Origin of the sequence: Marinobacter adhaerens HP15, assembly GCF_000166295.1 — a bacterium.
GTDB classification, from domain to species: Bacteria; Pseudomonadota; Gammaproteobacteria; order Pseudomonadales; family Oleiphilaceae; genus Marinobacter; species Marinobacter adhaerens.
In genome coordinates this window covers 101,218-117,362 of sequence record NC_017507.1, presented here as the reverse complement: position 1 = coordinate 117,362, position 16,145 = coordinate 101,218, and the positions used below count along the sequence as shown (strand labels likewise).

The following is a 16,145-nucleotide window of genomic DNA, read 5'->3' as shown; positions in this document are numbered from 1 at the left end:
CAATGTTTTGGTGAAGTCTATCACCTGAATTACTTTCAATATCGCCATTGTTGTACGTTGTCCCAATGCAGAGCGAATTTGAAAAATAGGATGGTTGCTGTTCTCAGCTTAAATTTTTAGAAATATGGGTTTAATTAGGGTAAAGCGCTACTTATTCTTGTGACGTTGAGGATTCAGGCAAGATTATGGGTTTTTGCTGCCAGGGACAACGTACAACATAGAGGAGTGAAACGAATACGGTCGGCTAGCAAAGATATTAGTACCAAGCACTACTTACTCTAACTCGCCTCTTCTAGTTTTATCGTGCAAACATCAACAATTTTGTTCGACGTCGACTTGCCAAAATAAAACCCAGGATCAAACCGATCATGATGAGTAGCAACTCACACGGAGCCGCTGTTGTATCTACCAGCAAGTCAGTATTCTCCCATACTTCGACAGTTTTCAATAAGTTCAACCATGTGGCTGGCAAGAGGGACCCCATCAACCAAACGAGCAAAAAGAAAACATAATGCCAACCCATCCATATAATGAGTGGTACTTGCTGCCTGATTGGAGAACATGGATATTTTTTGTGTATTCTTTGAAGCCTCCCGGCATCCCTCAAGGAAACGAGGCCCACGGCTGAGCCAACAAAGCCAACCCATGACCCGAGGGCCTGTTTCACAGGGTTAATTGCATTCATAATCGAGTTCGATGGTGATAGTCGAACCTCGGATCCGGCAATGGTTAACAAAAGATCGAGTAAAGCCAACCACCAGAGGGGCGCCGTTACAGCGACGAGGCCCATACCGAAGCACGTTAGAAGCAGTTGATGGGTTAACCAGGCCCATTTCCATCGTCTGGGGTTAACGCGCTTCACCTTTCAAGGCAATCTCATATGCTTAATGATTTTCTCCAACTGATAACTCCCTATCGTTTTAATCTCCCAAACTGGGCACGACCGGTAAAACAAGGCTGGAAGGTGTATCCGGTCCGAGATGCAGGGTCATTTTTCCAAGGAGCGATGGGATCAGCGACGTCAATACCGGGGCAAGGCCCTGTGCAACATTGCTCGTATTAATCGACACTCGCAGGGACTGGCCTGGCTCGACGAAAACACTCGTTGGGAAAATTTCCACCGATACCTTTCGGATTTCACCAGGCGTCAAAGGGTCTCGGTCCTCTAACCGGAAGGTGTGCCACGGTTGAAGCATTTCGCCATCGATGATGCGTGATCGATTCTCGTCGACCGCATTCATGCTAGCGGTCAGTAGCCCATTGGTCACCGGAGTCGTCGTTCCATTGGGATTTACCAAGTCAATCCGTACGGATAACTGAACATCAAATGCGGTCGTCGAAACCCAAAGGTCAGCCTGCATTGGACCGTTGAGGTACAGGCCTCCGGCTGGCGCATCCAGTTCGAATTTTAGAGCTGCCAATTCCGATAAACGGTTATCCTCCAGGCATGGAATAGGCAGTAATCCCGTCAGACCGGCCGTCCATTGCGTTGTACTGAAACTGCATAACCCATTGAGAGGCTGTTGCAGCGTGGACAACTCTGACTCGCTTGCCGGAAGCATCTCCGTCATGGTTCCAGATTCACCTAAAAAATACCGTTGTGCTTGAATATCAGGGTGGGGCCACTGACTGGTGGTTTCATACCTTTCGAGACCTAGAATGTACTGCGTAACGTTTGGCTGCTGTTCTACGTCGGTATCCAATCCCATGACGTACTCATCAAACCATTGCAGCCGCATCTGATCCAGTGTTGGAACGCCATCACGTGGTAAACCGTCGTCTGGTATCCCCGCCGCTTCTATATGCGTCCACGGACCTATAAGCAATTTGACAGGGACTCTCCCGCTCAACCGTTCGAACCACAATGGTTCGCTTCGTTGAAACAAATCGAAAAGACCGCCCACAATAAACGTGGGTACGTTGATACTGTCTACTTTTTCGATGGGTGACCTGACGGCCCAAAACTCTTCATCAAAAGCGGTATCCGACGCACCGAGTAAGGCTTTTAGGATAGTCGGCACCTGGAAGTCCACTACCGCACCGGTGAGACGCTCTGGTATGGCCTGAAGGAATGCCGTTGGGCTCGTCGGTAACAACTCAACAGGCAAAAGGCCCAGTCCAGACACAAGCGCCATCCAAGAGGGTATGAATGTGGCGTTCACGTTCCCACCGGTAAATACAATATCTCGGTAGCCGTCCCCGATTGGCACAATGGGAAATGATGCTTTAATCGCCGGGTGATTAAGCTGTGAAGTGAGAATCGCAGTAATACCCAGATATGAAATACCTTCAACGCCGATGCTGTCTTCAGCCCATGGTTGGTCCACTACCCACTCTACCACCTCAAGGTAATCCGCCTGCTCAATTTCACCAAACGCTTCCCAGTTCCCCCCAGAGTTACCGGTTCCTCGGACGTCGACAACCACGTGGGCATAGCCCCGTTTTACCAAGAACTCATTGGCACCGCCCAATTCTGGTATGAACTGCCCGACCGATGTGTTGTACGAGGTTTGAGTGAGAACCACTGGAAACCGGCCTTGTGCTGGCTCATTTGCTGAGAATCCCGGCAAAGATACTTTCACGAAGAGCTCAATGCCGTCTCTCAACGTGATTGTGTCTGCGGGCAGCGTGACTGCGTGGGTGTGGGTTGGTGCCCTTTGATAAGACTGCCAATTGCGAGCCTCGTGCTCGTTTACGGGCCGTGCCTGTGCGAGAGTTGCCCTCGACCCAAGTGCCATGACGGTTCTTTCCGGGCTCGGTTCGGAATTATCTGGGGCCAACTCCTCAGGCGCAGCATTTGCCGGGGATTCGGTCGTCACAGAATTTGCTCCGTTAGAGGAAGACCCTCCGCATCCTGTTACTACCATCGACACAAACACAGCGGTTAAAAGAGATTTGTTTAGCCATTTCTTATTCATGAAAAGAATCCTTTAGCCCGAATCAGTCAGAACCACGACCTCAAAGGCCAGTATTACGACAAGATTGGTTGCATCCTATGGCACGGCTGACGGTACACAATGGCAAGCCAGCACCTTAATAGCATCACCTCTTCGATGCTGACCTTTGCCATTTGGACCCAGGGAAATCCGACGGCTTTGAAGCCGCGTAAAGAATAACTCAAACGAGCACTGCCACTTACCCTCACTGGTATGCATTCATGCAAGAAACGATTCTGAGTGTTAGGCCACGCCCATCCGTGTGTGAATTAGCAAGGCAACGCAAACGTTTCAGGCGAGAAGCTGCGAGGTTAAACCGTAGGTTTCAAGACCACCCCGCTATTGACGTCGCAGACCTTACAATTCGGAAGGGTGATGGTTCGGTGTCGATGGTTCTCTCTGTCCAATCATTCAGGGGGTTACGCGAGCAGTGGCTGGAAGATGTGTTTCGGACTTTAACTCCGCATTCAAAGATAAACATAGCCTTAATTGAGGACACTCAAGACGGTGACCTCCAACCACGCACATTTTTCGTCGATTTATGGTTATTGCCCACTTTCAGTGTCTTGGCATGAGAAGGCCTGGATGACTCCTCTTTAAGTCTACCGAAGAGACCTTTATCGGGAAGCACTTTTCCATGCTAAAAGACCGTCGATCAGCCAATGCCAGGCGTGCCCTCGTTCTAACACTTATAGGTCTGTCGGCTTTGGCTGTGCACCTCGGGGACTTTAGCCATCTCGAAGCATGGCTTATCGGAGTGGCCACGGCTGTAGCCAGTCTCAAAATGGCGAACAAGTATAAGTCGTCAGCGAGGCAACGTGCCTAAAATTGTGTTAACCAACAATCTTCAAACCCAGTTTGCGAGGTTACAAAACACGGATAGCTGTTCCCTTTCCGGGTTCCATTGCCTGTACATGGCCCCCTAGGCAATTTCCCTTTCGCCTGCTGGCAACTGTTTTTAAAAAGGCTAATTCAATTAAAAAAGCCGCATATAAATGCGGCATAAACGGGACAACTCGATGCTAAGCTTCTGCTTTCGCAGACTTCAAAATAAATATAGCGCCTGAACATAAGTTTGTCGCCGCCAAACAGCTCAATGGCCTACAAAGATAATAGACGCTGACTTCAATCCAAGCTCTTACAGCAGTTAAAACGAACTGCGATGCAGCTATTGGCGGTGGAGCTGTTTCTGCGACTCCTCAGTCACTCGTTAACCCCCAATCACGGAAGATCTACAACGTTTCGAGGGCCCGGCACAGCGCACAGGCTAAGTGAATCCGTCTACAGGTCAAATTCATTTATAGTGCTGCACCGAAGGTAACCTCACCAATCTCAATACGTACGAAACCTTGCTCCCTTCCCGTTTAGGATATTTGCGTCCATACGAACATAGCCCGTTATGACAATAAAAGTCACGCGCTTGAAACATAAGACAGCCAAACTTCAGCGATTTAGCCAGAGTTACAACCATGAACCGAAGAAGCTTTATATTCTCAACAGCCGCCGTCACTACAGCTGCACTATCTGGATGCGGAGGAGGAGGGAATTCCTCGTCCCTCAATAGCACGGATGACGATGGGCAAGCGGTTTCAAATCCACCGACAGACAGCCCGAACGAAGCACTTAGGACCCCTATCGGTTCGTTTCAGCATGGAGTTGCATCCGGTGATCCAATGCATGACCGAGTCATCGTTTGGACCAGAATTACACCCGACGACCCTACGTCCGAAACTATTCCGGTCGACTTGATCTTTAGCAAGACGCCGGAATTCGACAACCCATTTGTCATCCAAACCAGTGCGAATGCCGAGCGCGATTTTTGTGTAAAAGTGGATGTAACCCAGTTAACCAGCAACACCTGGTATTACTTTGCCTTTAATTGTGGAGATGCGACATCCCCAATCGGACGGACCCGAACGTTTCCTGCCGAAGGTGAGCGGACGCGACGCGCCCGGTTCGCCACCGTATCGTGTTCAAATCTACCTTATGGTCATTTTTCAGTGTACACCGCGTTGGCAAAAGTTCCTGAGCGAGACCTGGATTTTGTGCTGCACTTGGGAGACTACCTTTACGAATACGAGCCAGGCAATTATGACGACCCAGCCTCGGTTCCCAACCGCGTGCACGAACCTGCTAACGAAATTGTTTCCCTGAGCGACTATCGAACTCGGCACGGACAATACAAAAGGGATCCAGACCTTCAAGCGGTGCATCAACAGTATCCCATGATTTGTATATGGGACGACCATGAGTTCACCAACGACGCATTTAAAGACGGCGCCGAGAATCACACCCCAGCAACAGAAGGCGACTGGGAAACACGAAAAAACCGGGCTATGCGTGCCTATTTCGAATGGATGCCCGTTCGCGAGTTTGCAAATGACGAGGGACGCATCTGGAGGCAGTTTCAATACGGTGATTTAATCGATCTGTGGATGTTAGATACCCGAATTGAAGGTCGCGATGCCCAGGCTTCGTTGCCCTTCGGGCCTGAGCGAACTGATGAATCGCGCGAGTTAATTAGCGAGGCGCAAATGCAGTGGCTTACTTCTGGGCTTGCGAACTCCCAAGCGCGGTGGAAAATGATCGGTCAACAAGTGATGTTCGGGCAACTCAATATTGCGGAACTTCCCCAGCCCGATGCCATTGCGGAATTAGTGCCCTACGGAACGACGCAGCAAGGGGTCAACATGGATCAATGGGATGGATACACATCATCCCGCAACAAAATCCTGGACGCCATTGAACAAAATGAAGTTTCTAACGTCGTCATTTTTACCGGAGACATTCACACCTCTTGGGCCAATGAAATCTATCGAAATCCTGCCACGCTCCTCGGCGACCTATTTGACTCTCAATCAGCGCTGGCCGTTGAATTTGTCTGCCCAGCAGTGTCCTCACCCGGCTTTCCAGATGGGTTGGCTGAAGCGGTTGCGCCTTTGCTCAGCGTTACAAACCCCCATGTTAAATACTCTGAATTGAAAAAACGCGGCTTCATTTTGATGGACGTGGATCGCTTCGGAACGCAAGCGGAATATCATTATGTAACGTCCATTAGCGATGAATCGAGGAAGGGCGAGCTCGAGTCGACGCGCAAGCTTGTCAAAGTCTTCGCCACAGAAACGGGTCGACCATACCGACTTGAGCAGGATTTCCTATCCGCAACTCGTCCCCGCACGACGCAAACCGCCTTTTTGGCACCGCCCGCCACTGAAGCTCAACGCCGAGCGTTAGGCGAGGCACTTAAAATGTCCTATTCCATGGAGCTTTACGCATGAAATTGTTTATAAACGCCCTGTGGGTCAGCTTTTTTCTGATTCTGGCTGGTTGTGGTGGATCGGGCGACGGCTCGAATGAACCACCGGGCAACGACCAGAACCCGGGTGTTACACCTGAACCTGCGCCAGATCCTGAACCTGCACCGACACCCGTTGCCACAACTCAGTTTATTGCGATGGGGGATTCAGGCTCCGGCAGTCCCGGGCAATTCGCGGTTGGCGAATCTATGGCCGCTGTCTGTGAACTAAAAAGTGTCGAGACTGGTCCGTGCGAATTTGTATTAGGCTTCGGTGACAATATTTATGAGGACGGCGCAACATCCGTTGAAGACGCCCAGTTCATCGAAAAATTTGAGAAGCCGTTTGAACCAATGGGAAACACTCCCTTCTACATGGTTCTCGGGAATCACGACAACACCGGCTATGTCGGTGGCGACGGTGCGAACAACAGCCGAGGCGATATCCAGGTCGACTATCACTACGAGGGGAATAGCCCTCGGTGGAATATGCCCAGCCGCTTTTACGCATTCGATACCAACGGCATTCCGAGCGTTCAAATGCCAAGAACTCGCGATGGAAAACCGCTGATCAATGTCGTTTCTCTGGACTCAAATCCTATCGCGTCGACTTTGGCAGATGCCGATTCCAAATACAGTTGGCAAAACTACGGCATGAACCAGCTGGTCTGGGCACAGGATGAGCTGCTGTCCTCTGAGGCCCTTTTCAATATTGCGATGGCTCATCACCCATACCTATCCAACGGTTTCCACGGCAACGCTGGAAATTACGACTTTATTCCTTCGTTCATTCTACCGGTTATATCAGGACAGCGATGGAAAGACTTCATCGAGGAGGCCGTTTGCGATTACGCCGACTTTATCATGACTGGCCATGACCACGATCTTCAGCTTTTGGAGCCTGTGGAGTCCTGCGGAAGAACGCGCTTCGTCGTGAGCGGTGCCGCAGGAAAGATGCGATCGCTTACCGATGAAAACCGCAACAACGCCATGTTCCAGCAGGGGGACACCTACGGCTTTTTCTGGGTGCAGGCATCAGAAAGCGACCCAGAGACTGGAACACCGGCACAGATGTGCTTTGAGGCCTACACCGTTGACGAGGACGTTGAAGGTTTTGGCGTGGTAAATGACGCTGGGCAACTGACACCGGCGCACACCCAGTGCATGGCAAAAGCTGACCCGATGGGCATCGGTCGAGGCAAAGATTTCTCTGGAGCCCCGATCTCAATGCCGGTGCCGCTGACCAACGGTGATCAGTTTGATCAGTCCTTTACCGGGCCTTTAAAAACGTTTCGAGAAGAGCTCGTCAGTGGCCTGAATACTTACAATATGGCGAACCCGAATCCGGAGACGCAGCAGGCGGTTGCGCAACTCATTAATGGAATCGATACGCTGCTCGTTGCCATCGACGCGGCTGCTTCTTCCATGACGGAGGGGGGATCAGAGTCCGACATAACGCAAGCAAACCTCGCCGTTCAGGCGGCCGCTGACCGTTTAAGTGCGATGGACACAAGCGGCCTACCCGCTCCCTTTGATCGCCTCGGCGATGCTTTTGACGCATTCTCCGATGGCTTCGGCGGTGTTGGTAACAACGACTCCGGACAGGGTTTGTCGCAGGACACCGCATTTCTGCTTGGTCCGGTGGTACAGCTCGCCATTAACATCGACAACATACTCGATGCCGTGGACCAACAGGCGGAACCCGTCCCCGTGTTGCGTGGGGTCACCGGTTTGCTTTCGACGGTTCTGCGCGGAGTAGGCGGCACACTCGAACAAGTAGCTGCTCTCGATAGCTCTGGCGGCACAGACGCTCTCGTCGGCAGCGTCAATGAGGCGCTGAATACCCTGGTGCTAGAAGTTCTACTGTTGGAGAACGCGCCGGAATCAATCAACCAAAACGCCACGTTACCGGCTAATTTTCTATCAGATATTCTGTTGACGGCCCTGCGGGAAGTGACCGAGCAACTTGATCGTACTGTGCTCGGCGTAGTCGATGGTTTGCTTGGCAGGCTTCTGTCGCCCGTAACGGGTCTGCTGGAGGGCATACTAGACAGGCTTTTCTAGCGGGAGCTGCAGGTATGAGGCAGTGGCTCGAAGCAAGGATGCTTCAAGCACTGATCCACCAATATAGGGTCTTCATTTTAAACGACAGGCTACTCGCTCACGCATCACTTTTGGGTTGGCATTCGTCGACCAGGAAGCTTCGATCAATCTATGCGAGTTCCTCTCTGGTTTCACCGAACACACGTAGACATAATTTTGCAACATTGTTCACTTATGTTATGCGATACGAGTATTATGTTTTGGCGCACCTTAGATGAGTTTTACCCTACCTCCCTATCTTTTTTATAAAAATCAAACCTGTTGCCACTTTATACTGCTAGTCGCATTGGCAGTCAGTAGCTGCGCCAGTCCTGCTTACAGTGAACCCCGATCCATTGGATGGAACGATCTCGTTCCTTTGGGATGGCCTGACAGAGATCCGCTCGATGGACGCGATATTTCGAACCTGTCGGATCAGGACCCTGAGGCCAAGCGTCTTTACGCCATCTTACGTGAATACCTCGACAACGCGCCCGTCGTCGAGGAACTTGATGGACAACAGGTCAGTATCCCGGGCTACGTTGTACCAATGGAGTTTTTCTCTGGAACACGCCAGATAAAAACGTTTTTGCTTGTGCCATTTCAGGGCGCCTGCATTCATGTGCCACCGCCAGCGAGCAATCAAATCGTTCTTGTTAATAATGATCGGAAAGATTTCGACTTCACCTACGATCCGGAAGTTCCGGTCCTGGTCTCTGGTCTCTTAACCATAGACCACATCGAATCAGATCTTGCCGTATCCAGCTACCAACTCGACGCATCATCGATTACCGAGTATGGCAATTGACATTGGAGTACCCCATGAGAAGTTTGTTACCAGTCTTCGCCTTATTGCTCAGCACATCCATTGTTGGTTGTGGTGGTTCCTCGTCGGATTCCACTGGGCCTATTCCGCCAAACAATATCAGCGACAATCCGGCTCCAGTAGACCCCAACGAGCCAAGCAACCCGACTTCCCCCCAAACTTTCAACGTCAATGCGGGTGAGCCGATCTCCGTTGATGAAGCGGAAGAATTCATTCTTGAAGGAACAAGTTCGATAAGCGGTCAGTCTGACATCACCATTGTACGTGTACTTTGGCGCCAGATATCTGGATCTCCAGCGTCTCAGCTGACTCAACCAGATCAAAATTTAGTAACCTTTCAGGCTCCGCAAATTGAGGGAGGCGCCGAAACCATCGTGTTTGCCTTTGAGGCAGAGACGTCCTCGGGAGATCTTTTTGAGGACACAGTGACCGTTACAGTAAGGGATACCATCGCTAATGCCCTACCCTTGGTTGACGCTGGCACAGATTCGCAGGTCATTGGTGGTGAAACTGTTACCTTGAACGGTTCCGCTGAGGATGAAAACGGGATCGCCTCCTTTGAATGGCGCCTACAGGAACCGGACTCTAATCTTACAATTACCAATGCGAACGAGCCTGTCGCTACAGTCACTCTGCCACGGACGGAACAACGTGAAGAGTACCGTTTCGCTTTACAGGCTGTCGACAACCTCGGCGGGGCATCGGTGGATTTTGTTACGATTACCAGCCTTCCTTCTAGCACAAACACAGCTCCTGTGATTCAGAGTCTGAGAGCCAACCCAGGCGTTGCGACGGGTGGAGAAGTCGTTAGACTTGAATCGAATGCCGTTGACTTTGAGAACGATCAACTCAGTTACCGGTGGAAACAAGCGCCATCAGATCCTTTCCCTCTGGCCATTGATAATGCTCAGGCTGACATCGCCCAGATCGTTATCCCGGAGATTAGCGATCCGGCAACGCTGAATTTTGAGGTTCTGGTTACCGATGGTGCGCTGCAGGATATTCGCACTACGCAGTTGCAAATTGTGCCCCGCAGTGAGCCCAAACCGGGCCTCGTTAGTTGTCTTTTTAACGTGTTCCAGCAAGGTTGCCCGCTGCAACTGGTCGATGATCTTATCGGTGATGGCGGAGCGTTGCGGTGCGAGGATAACCCCTTTTCTCTCGAGTGCCCGCTGAACATCCTGGCACGTATCAGCCCACCCATTGCGGACTGTATCAGTTCACCTTCTGTTGCAGGATGCGGTCAGATATTAGGTCAATTGGCCGACCCGCTTTTTGTATTCCGCTCTCTACCAACGCCGCAGATGGCATCGGAGTGTACGCCCGCATTCGACGAGCAGTCCTTTGAGCACTTTGCGGGCGTTCTCCATGGCCACACTGGTTATTCCGACGGCACGATTGGCACGCGACCGGCGACTGCGTTTGAACGGGTGAAAAACGAGGGTCTTTCGTTTTTCGGTATCAGCGACCACTCAGACAATGCTCGTTTGCCATTGACGGTAACCGGCGATTGCTTTTCCGCGCAATTTCTCGATTGTTTGATTGCCGATAGCGAAAACCCCGAGGACAGTTTTCGCAAATGGCGAGCAACCGCCGAACAAGCAGAAGCGGCCACAACGCCATTATTCACGGCTTTTCGGGGTTTTGAGTGGACGTCAGATCGTTTCGGCCATCTGAACGTCTTTTTCTCCGACAATGTGATCAACGCAAAAACCGGCCCCGGCTACCTGGTTTCAATGGGTTTGTTTTGGCAGTGGTTCTTGTACCCGGAGTTCCTGGGCGGCGGCAGTGACGGTCTCATTGTTTTCAACCATCCGGGTCGCGAGGATCTTTTCGAAGGTATCATTCCAAACATTCCGGGCGCGGGAGATCCAGCGTACACCTTTAACGATTTTGACCATGTGCCGGGCGCGAATATGCGAACGGTAGGCCTGGAGGTATTCGGTAAAGGCTCTGAATACGACACATCCGGCAGAAACGGAAGTTGGCTCTCTTACGCGTTGGATAAAGGCTGGTATTTAGGCGCCGTTGGGTCTGAGGACCATCACGGGACATCATGGGGAGCGCCATCCCTTCCAAAAACCATCATGATTGCCCGGTCGAACGATGCCCAAGATATCAAAGAGGCGATGCTGGCGAGACGGTTTTATGCCGTTGCTCAAAACTTCAACGACCTGAGGATGGAGTTTCGCATTGACGAAGCACCTATGGGCTCCAGGCTTGCTCGCGGTACCGGAGCAGCCTTGCCTGCACGATTCGAGTTAACACTTGGGGATGCGTTACTAGACGCGAAAGTCGAAGTCGTTACCTCCAACAATCGCGTAGTGTCCACTCTAGAGGGGTCTCAGGGCCTGTTTGAGGTGTCTGTGTCACCGGACGAGCGGTATTATTTCTTGCGAGTGTTAAACTTGGATACAGGACGCCCCATCGCTTTCTCGAGTCCAATCTGGATTGACGCCGATGCCGCTCCGAAGCCTTTTTGCAGATATGAGGCGCTCGATGGGGGAAGTTTACTCTGACGAGTGGTTAAAAAACACGTGAGGCATAGCGTTCGGACAATTTCTTAGCTCAGTCCGAACGCTACATTTATGTCTGTATTGCCCAATCAGCAAGACCTCTTTGGCCGCGGTGAAAGCAGCATGATAGGGCGCACAAAGCAGCATTGCTGCGATATAAGTGTGTGCTGTGGTGCCCCACGTTTGCTCTATCTGCAATCGAAAAGAGCCGTTTGCCACTCCCAGCGCAAAACGTCCCCTTCGCAATAAAAACTTCAAAAGAATTTAACTTTATAACCCATTGGTTTTACGAACATTTAGTTTTACGTCTTATTTGTGCACAAATAATTTTATCCATTACTGCATCCAATTGCCGCCTGCCAGAGTATACGCCTATGCAACATCCCAAACAGGATATGGAGTGTTATATGACAATCACGAAAAAACCTCTGGCCATTGGCGTAGCCTTGTGTGCGCTTACGCTACAGTCAGCGACCTCATTTGCTTCAAGCCACCGCGAAGCCCCATTTATCACGGAAATCCCAAAGGTCGATGGTACCGATTTCTACATGTTTCGTAGTTACGAACCCACGCGGGAAAACTACGTGACATTGATTGCAAACTACCTTCCTCTGCAAGACGCCTATGGCGGCCCAAACTACTTCGATTTGGACGAGGATGCGATTTATGAGATCCATATCGATAACAATGCCGACGGAGTGGAAGATTTAACCTTCCAATTCCAGATGCAAGATAACTTCCAAGACATTCAGTTGCCGATCGGAAACGAGATGGTGTCAGTGCCGCTTAAGAACATCGGTGACGCCGCAGATCCGGGGAACGTACAATTTAGCCAAAGTTACACTCTCAAGATGATCCAGGGCGATCGAAGAACTGGCTCCGCAACGACCTTAACGAATGCCACAACAGGGATGTCGACCTTCGACAAGCCGCTGGATAACATCGGCGAGAAATCTTTCCCGAACGGCTATGCCAATTACGCATCAGACTTTGTCTACGATGTAGATTTGCCAAACTGCAGCGCAGACGGACGTGTATTTGTTGGACAGCGCAAAGAAGCCTTTGCCGTTAACCTTGGTGAAATTTTCGACTTGGTCAACACCAACCCGCTAGGTGAAAGGAATGCCGAGGGCCCAGGGGATCTCGCTGATAAAAACGTAACTTCGTTCGCACTCGAGCTCCCGAAAGCTTGTATCACAGGTACCGCCGCAACAAGCAATGGACAAGCGATCATCGGGGGATGGACAACCGCAAGTGTGCGTCAGGCTCGGATCATCAACCCAGAACCTTCATTAGCAACCAGCGATATGTCTGGCCAGAAGGGTGCAACAGTTGAAGGCGGCGCCTTCACACAAGTATCGCGACTGGGCATGCCCCTAGTAAACGAGGTCGTAATCGGGCTGAAGGACAAAGACAAGTTCAACGCGAGCGAGCCGAAGGACGATGGACAATTCTTGACCTACGTCACCAATCCGACGCTTCCAGCGCTGCTGGAAATTCTCTTTTCCGATGCAGGTGCTGAAGCGCCAGCTATTGGGCCAAACGGTCGAACAGATCTCGTAGCAGCCTTTCTCACTGGCCTAGACGGGGTAAATCAGCCGAGCAATCCGACGCCTTCAGAAATGCTTCGTCTGAACACCGAACTGCCAATTACGCCGCTAAGCGAGCAAAATGATCTGGCAGCACTTGCGGGAGATGTTGGTGGCTTCCCCAATGGCCGTCGCCCCTACGATGATACTGTAGATATCGCCCTGCGAGTCGTCATGGGAGCTTTGGTCGATGGGGCTCCGAACCAAAACGTGCCCTTTACCGATGGAGTGCGTCTGGATCGTAAAGAACTGCCAAACGAGTTCCCGTATCTCGCCATGCCCATTGCTGGCTCACCCAATGATGAAGTCATGGTTGGAGGTATGAGATGAATCGGTGGATTAAGCTAGCCACTATACCTGCGTTGGCGTTTGGTTTAACAGCCTGTTTTGACGGGTCAAGTGGCGGTGGTGCAGCGCAAGCCGACGAGCCGCTCGAAAAAGTCGCTTTTGGTGAGTTCGTTGAAGGCATTTTTGCCAACCCCAACCCAAACCGCGAACCGGAACAAGTTAATAACAAGGAGTTTGTTTTTAATGACCAGGCTAACGACCAAGCGTTTGATTCGCTGCTCTGACAAGCCTGGCACCCAAAGCGTGAGGCGTCTTCGGACGCCTCCGCTCTCTGCGGGGCCATGCAAAACCCTTCTCTTTGGTTTGTTTTCTATAATGCTTGCCGTCTCGGCCCAAGCATCCATTCCTGCCGCTGAATCCTACGACGACACCGACGTTTTACTAACGATCACAGACACAATGGCAGCGGCTTCTTACAACACGTTTGAGGACGACGTTGAGTCTCGAGTTCGAGAACTCATCACATTACATCGAGAGACCGATGATCCGAGGTTCTTGGGTTACGCTAAGTCAGCCCTGCAGAATAGTGAGGAGTCGGGAACAAGTGAAGATCTGATCGTGCTGTCTGCGATCGTAGATCAATCACTTCATGACTTCGATTCTGCGCGCACCAAACTCACGGATATTGTTGCATCGTCTGAGAGTAAGGCGACCTATTTGCAGGCGCTGACTGTTCTTATCAATCTAGAAATTGTCAGTGGCCGCTATGAAAAAGCAGGGCAACTGTGTGCTCAACTTTCGGAAACGGATCATCCCTACATCAGGGCGAATTGCCAGGCCCAGATCAAAGCGCTCACAGGCGACCCTGAGCGGGGCTATCAAACGCTGAGTAGTCGAGCACAGCGTATGCCCGCGACCCATCCATACGCCGTTTTTATACAGAACACGCTTGGGGATATCGCCTCACAGGCCGGTCTACCGGATGCGCCAACACACTATAGTCGTGCTCTTGCGATTGATCCGACCGATTTGTATGCACGGACAGCGCTGGCAGATTGGCACCTCGAATCAGGAAATTTTGATCGTGTCGAGTCTTTGACTCGCCAATATGACGATGTCGATCGCCTTGCAGTTCTTCGCGCGATTGCTCAAAAAAGACAGGGGCTCACGCAGACAAATCTCATGGAAACGCTCAAACAACGCTTCGATGAGGCAGCGTGGCGCGACAGTTCTCTGCATAGCAGAGACCTTGCAAGGTATCTTCTTGATGTGTCGGATGCGCCCCAAGCAGCACTCACGTTTGCTTACAACAATTGGGCTGATCAGAAAGAGCTCATAGACACTCGCTTGCTTATCAGGGCCGCCAAAGCCGCTTCCGATGAAGCCATTACCGAGGAGGTGACGGCGTGGATGGAAAACCAGGGCCAGCACGATCACCAGATCAAGGACGTTCTCTGATGGGATTAAATAAAATAGTATTCTTTGTCTTTTGCCTCTTATTCTTGTTTGCCGGCCCAACCTGGGCCCATAAATCAAGTGACGGTTTTCTCTACATCGATGCCGAAAATAACCAAGCTCGATACGATATAGCGCTGCGCGACTTGTTACTCGTGACCGATTTGGATCTGAATGGCGATCGAACCGTCACGGGCAATGAATTGACAAACCGCTGGTCATTTATCGAAGATTTCGCGACGACGCATCTAACGTTCATGTCTGACTCCGGTAACTGCGGACTGCGTTATCAAGACCGTGGCATTGCTCGGCACAGCGATGGCGTCTATGCCAGCTTGACTTTGGATATCAATTGCAAAGACGGAGAAGCACCGAGTGTGGTCGCTTACACCGCCTTTGCTGAACAAGATCCACTTCACCGGGGTCTGATCAACGTGTCCGACGAAGCCAGCGAGCGACTGTTGACCGCGATTCCCGGTGGCGACGCTGTGTCCATTCGGCTCGATCCGTCGGAAAACCACATTTGGTCCATGTTCCTGACGTTCATCTACGAGGGAATCGTCCATCTGCTGATTGGGCTAGATCACATTCTATTTCTGTTGGTGTTGATAATACCTGCGACGCTTCGGGCTGCCGGCATAACCTCTGCCAAGGAGAGGGTCTTGCAGCTCGTCGGTATTGTAACGGCCTTCACGGTTGCTCACTCGATTACGCTAGCTCTCGCCGCCCTGGATATCGTACGACTCCCGATTGCATGGGTGGAGACCGTCATCGCGCTGTCGATTGTCTTGGCTGCCATCAACGTCTGGAAGCCTATCTTAGGCGAGAAAACGTGGAAACTAGCGTTTGGTTTCGGACTGATTCATGGTTTTGGTTTTGCCAGCGTCTTAGGAGACCTCACAAGTGGGGTTGGGAATCTTGCTGTGGCCTTGGCGGGCTTCAATATCGGCGTCGAATTAGGACAGCTTGCATTAATTGTTGTGTTGTTCCCGGTGCTGTATGCCATGGGGGATACCGCCTTTTATCGCAAAGGGATGGTTCCTGTTGCGTTGCTGGTTGTTTCTATCATTAGCATTAATTGGGTCATCGAAAGGGCACCCGTTTCATTTTAATCGCACGAATCAAGACGAAAGAACAATACGGTTAACGCCCTCAGTT

General features: G+C 51.2%; 9 protein-coding genes. 8 read left to right on the top strand and 1 reads right to left on the bottom strand.

Features of this window, described 5'->3' with window-relative positions; all coding sequences use genetic code 11:
- Window positions 1–920 precede the first annotated feature (920 nt).
- Complete coding sequence (locus HP15_RS21360; RefSeq protein ID WP_014579401.1) at window positions 921–2,918, bottom strand: CocE/NonD family hydrolase; 1,998 nt, start codon at window positions 2,916–2,918, stop codon at window positions 921–923.
- A gap of 1,691 nt (window positions 2,919–4,609) precedes the next feature.
- Between HP15_RS21360 and HP15_RS21350 the strand changes: the two genes are divergently transcribed.
- From HP15_RS21350 to HP15_RS21315, 8 genes are all read left to right on the top strand, one after another.
- Window positions 4,610–6,214 carry an alkaline phosphatase D family protein gene (locus HP15_RS21350; RefSeq protein ID WP_219496239.1) on the top strand — a complete coding sequence of 535 codons (1,605 nt, stop codon included), beginning with the start codon at window positions 4,610–4,612 and terminating at the stop codon, window positions 6,212–6,214.
- Entirely contained in the window at window positions 6,211–8,295 is a 2,085-nt protein-coding gene (locus HP15_RS21345) for a metallophosphoesterase (protein WP_014579399.1), read from the top strand. The genes HP15_RS21350 and HP15_RS21345 overlap by 4 nt, the downstream gene beginning before the upstream one ends.
- Window positions 8,296–8,548: 253 nt before the next feature.
- Window positions 8,549–9,121, top strand: a complete 573-nt coding sequence (locus HP15_RS21340) for a DUF3299 domain-containing protein (protein WP_014579398.1) — start codon at window positions 8,549–8,551, stop codon at window positions 9,119–9,121.
- A 14-nt stretch (window positions 9,122–9,135) separates the two neighbouring features.
- The gene (locus tag HP15_RS21335) at window positions 9,136–11,658 is read left to right on the top strand and encodes a PKD domain-containing protein (protein ID WP_014579397.1); all 2,523 of its coding nucleotides are present in this window, start codon (window positions 9,136–9,138) and stop codon (window positions 11,656–11,658) included.
- Window positions 11,659–12,062: 404 nt separating this feature from the next.
- Complete coding sequence (locus HP15_RS21330) at window positions 12,063–13,574, top strand: DUF4331 domain-containing protein (protein ID WP_041646798.1); 1,512 nt, start codon at window positions 12,063–12,065, stop codon at window positions 13,572–13,574.
- Complete coding sequence (locus tag HP15_RS21325; RefSeq protein WP_014579395.1) at window positions 13,571–13,816, top strand: hypothetical protein; 246 nt, start codon at window positions 13,571–13,573, stop codon at window positions 13,814–13,816. Before HP15_RS21330 ends, HP15_RS21325 begins: the two co-directional genes overlap by 4 nt.
- A complete protein-coding gene (locus HP15_RS21320) occupies window positions 13,776–14,990 on the top strand; it encodes a tetratricopeptide repeat protein (protein ID WP_169702252.1) in 1,215 nt (404 codons plus the stop codon). Before HP15_RS21325 ends, HP15_RS21320 begins: the two co-directional genes overlap by 41 nt.
- Complete coding sequence (locus HP15_RS21315; RefSeq protein ID WP_081449885.1) at window positions 14,990–16,099, top strand: HupE/UreJ family protein; 1,110 nt, start codon at window positions 14,990–14,992, stop codon at window positions 16,097–16,099. Before HP15_RS21320 ends, HP15_RS21315 begins: the two co-directional genes overlap by 1 nt.
- Window positions 16,100–16,145 lie beyond the last annotated feature (46 nt).

Excerpts from the sequence above, each read along its gene's own strand:
- HP15_RS21360 (WP_014579401.1), bottom strand. The coding sequence starts at position 2,918 with ATGAATAAGAAATGGCTAAACAAATCTCTTTTAACCGCTGTGTTTGTG.
- HP15_RS21350 (WP_219496239.1), top strand. The coding sequence starts at position 4,610 with ATGCATGACCGAGTCATCGTTTGGACCAGAATTACACCCGACGACCCT.
- HP15_RS21345 (WP_014579399.1), top strand. The coding sequence starts at position 6,211 with ATGAAATTGTTTATAAACGCCCTGTGGGTCAGCTTTTTTCTGATTCTG.
- HP15_RS21340 (WP_014579398.1), top strand. The coding sequence starts at position 8,549 with ATGAGTTTTACCCTACCTCCCTATCTTTTTTATAAAAATCAAACCTGT.
- HP15_RS21335 (WP_014579397.1), top strand. The coding sequence starts at position 9,136 with ATGAGAAGTTTGTTACCAGTCTTCGCCTTATTGCTCAGCACATCCATT.
- HP15_RS21330 (WP_041646798.1), top strand. The coding sequence starts at position 12,063 with ATGACAATCACGAAAAAACCTCTGGCCATTGGCGTAGCCTTGTGTGCG.
- HP15_RS21325 (WP_014579395.1), top strand. The coding sequence starts at position 13,571 with ATGAATCGGTGGATTAAGCTAGCCACTATACCTGCGTTGGCGTTTGGT.
- HP15_RS21320 (WP_169702252.1), top strand. The coding sequence starts at position 13,776 with ATGACCAGGCTAACGACCAAGCGTTTGATTCGCTGCTCTGACAAGCCT.
- HP15_RS21315 (WP_081449885.1), top strand. The coding sequence starts at position 14,990 with ATGGGATTAAATAAAATAGTATTCTTTGTCTTTTGCCTCTTATTCTTG.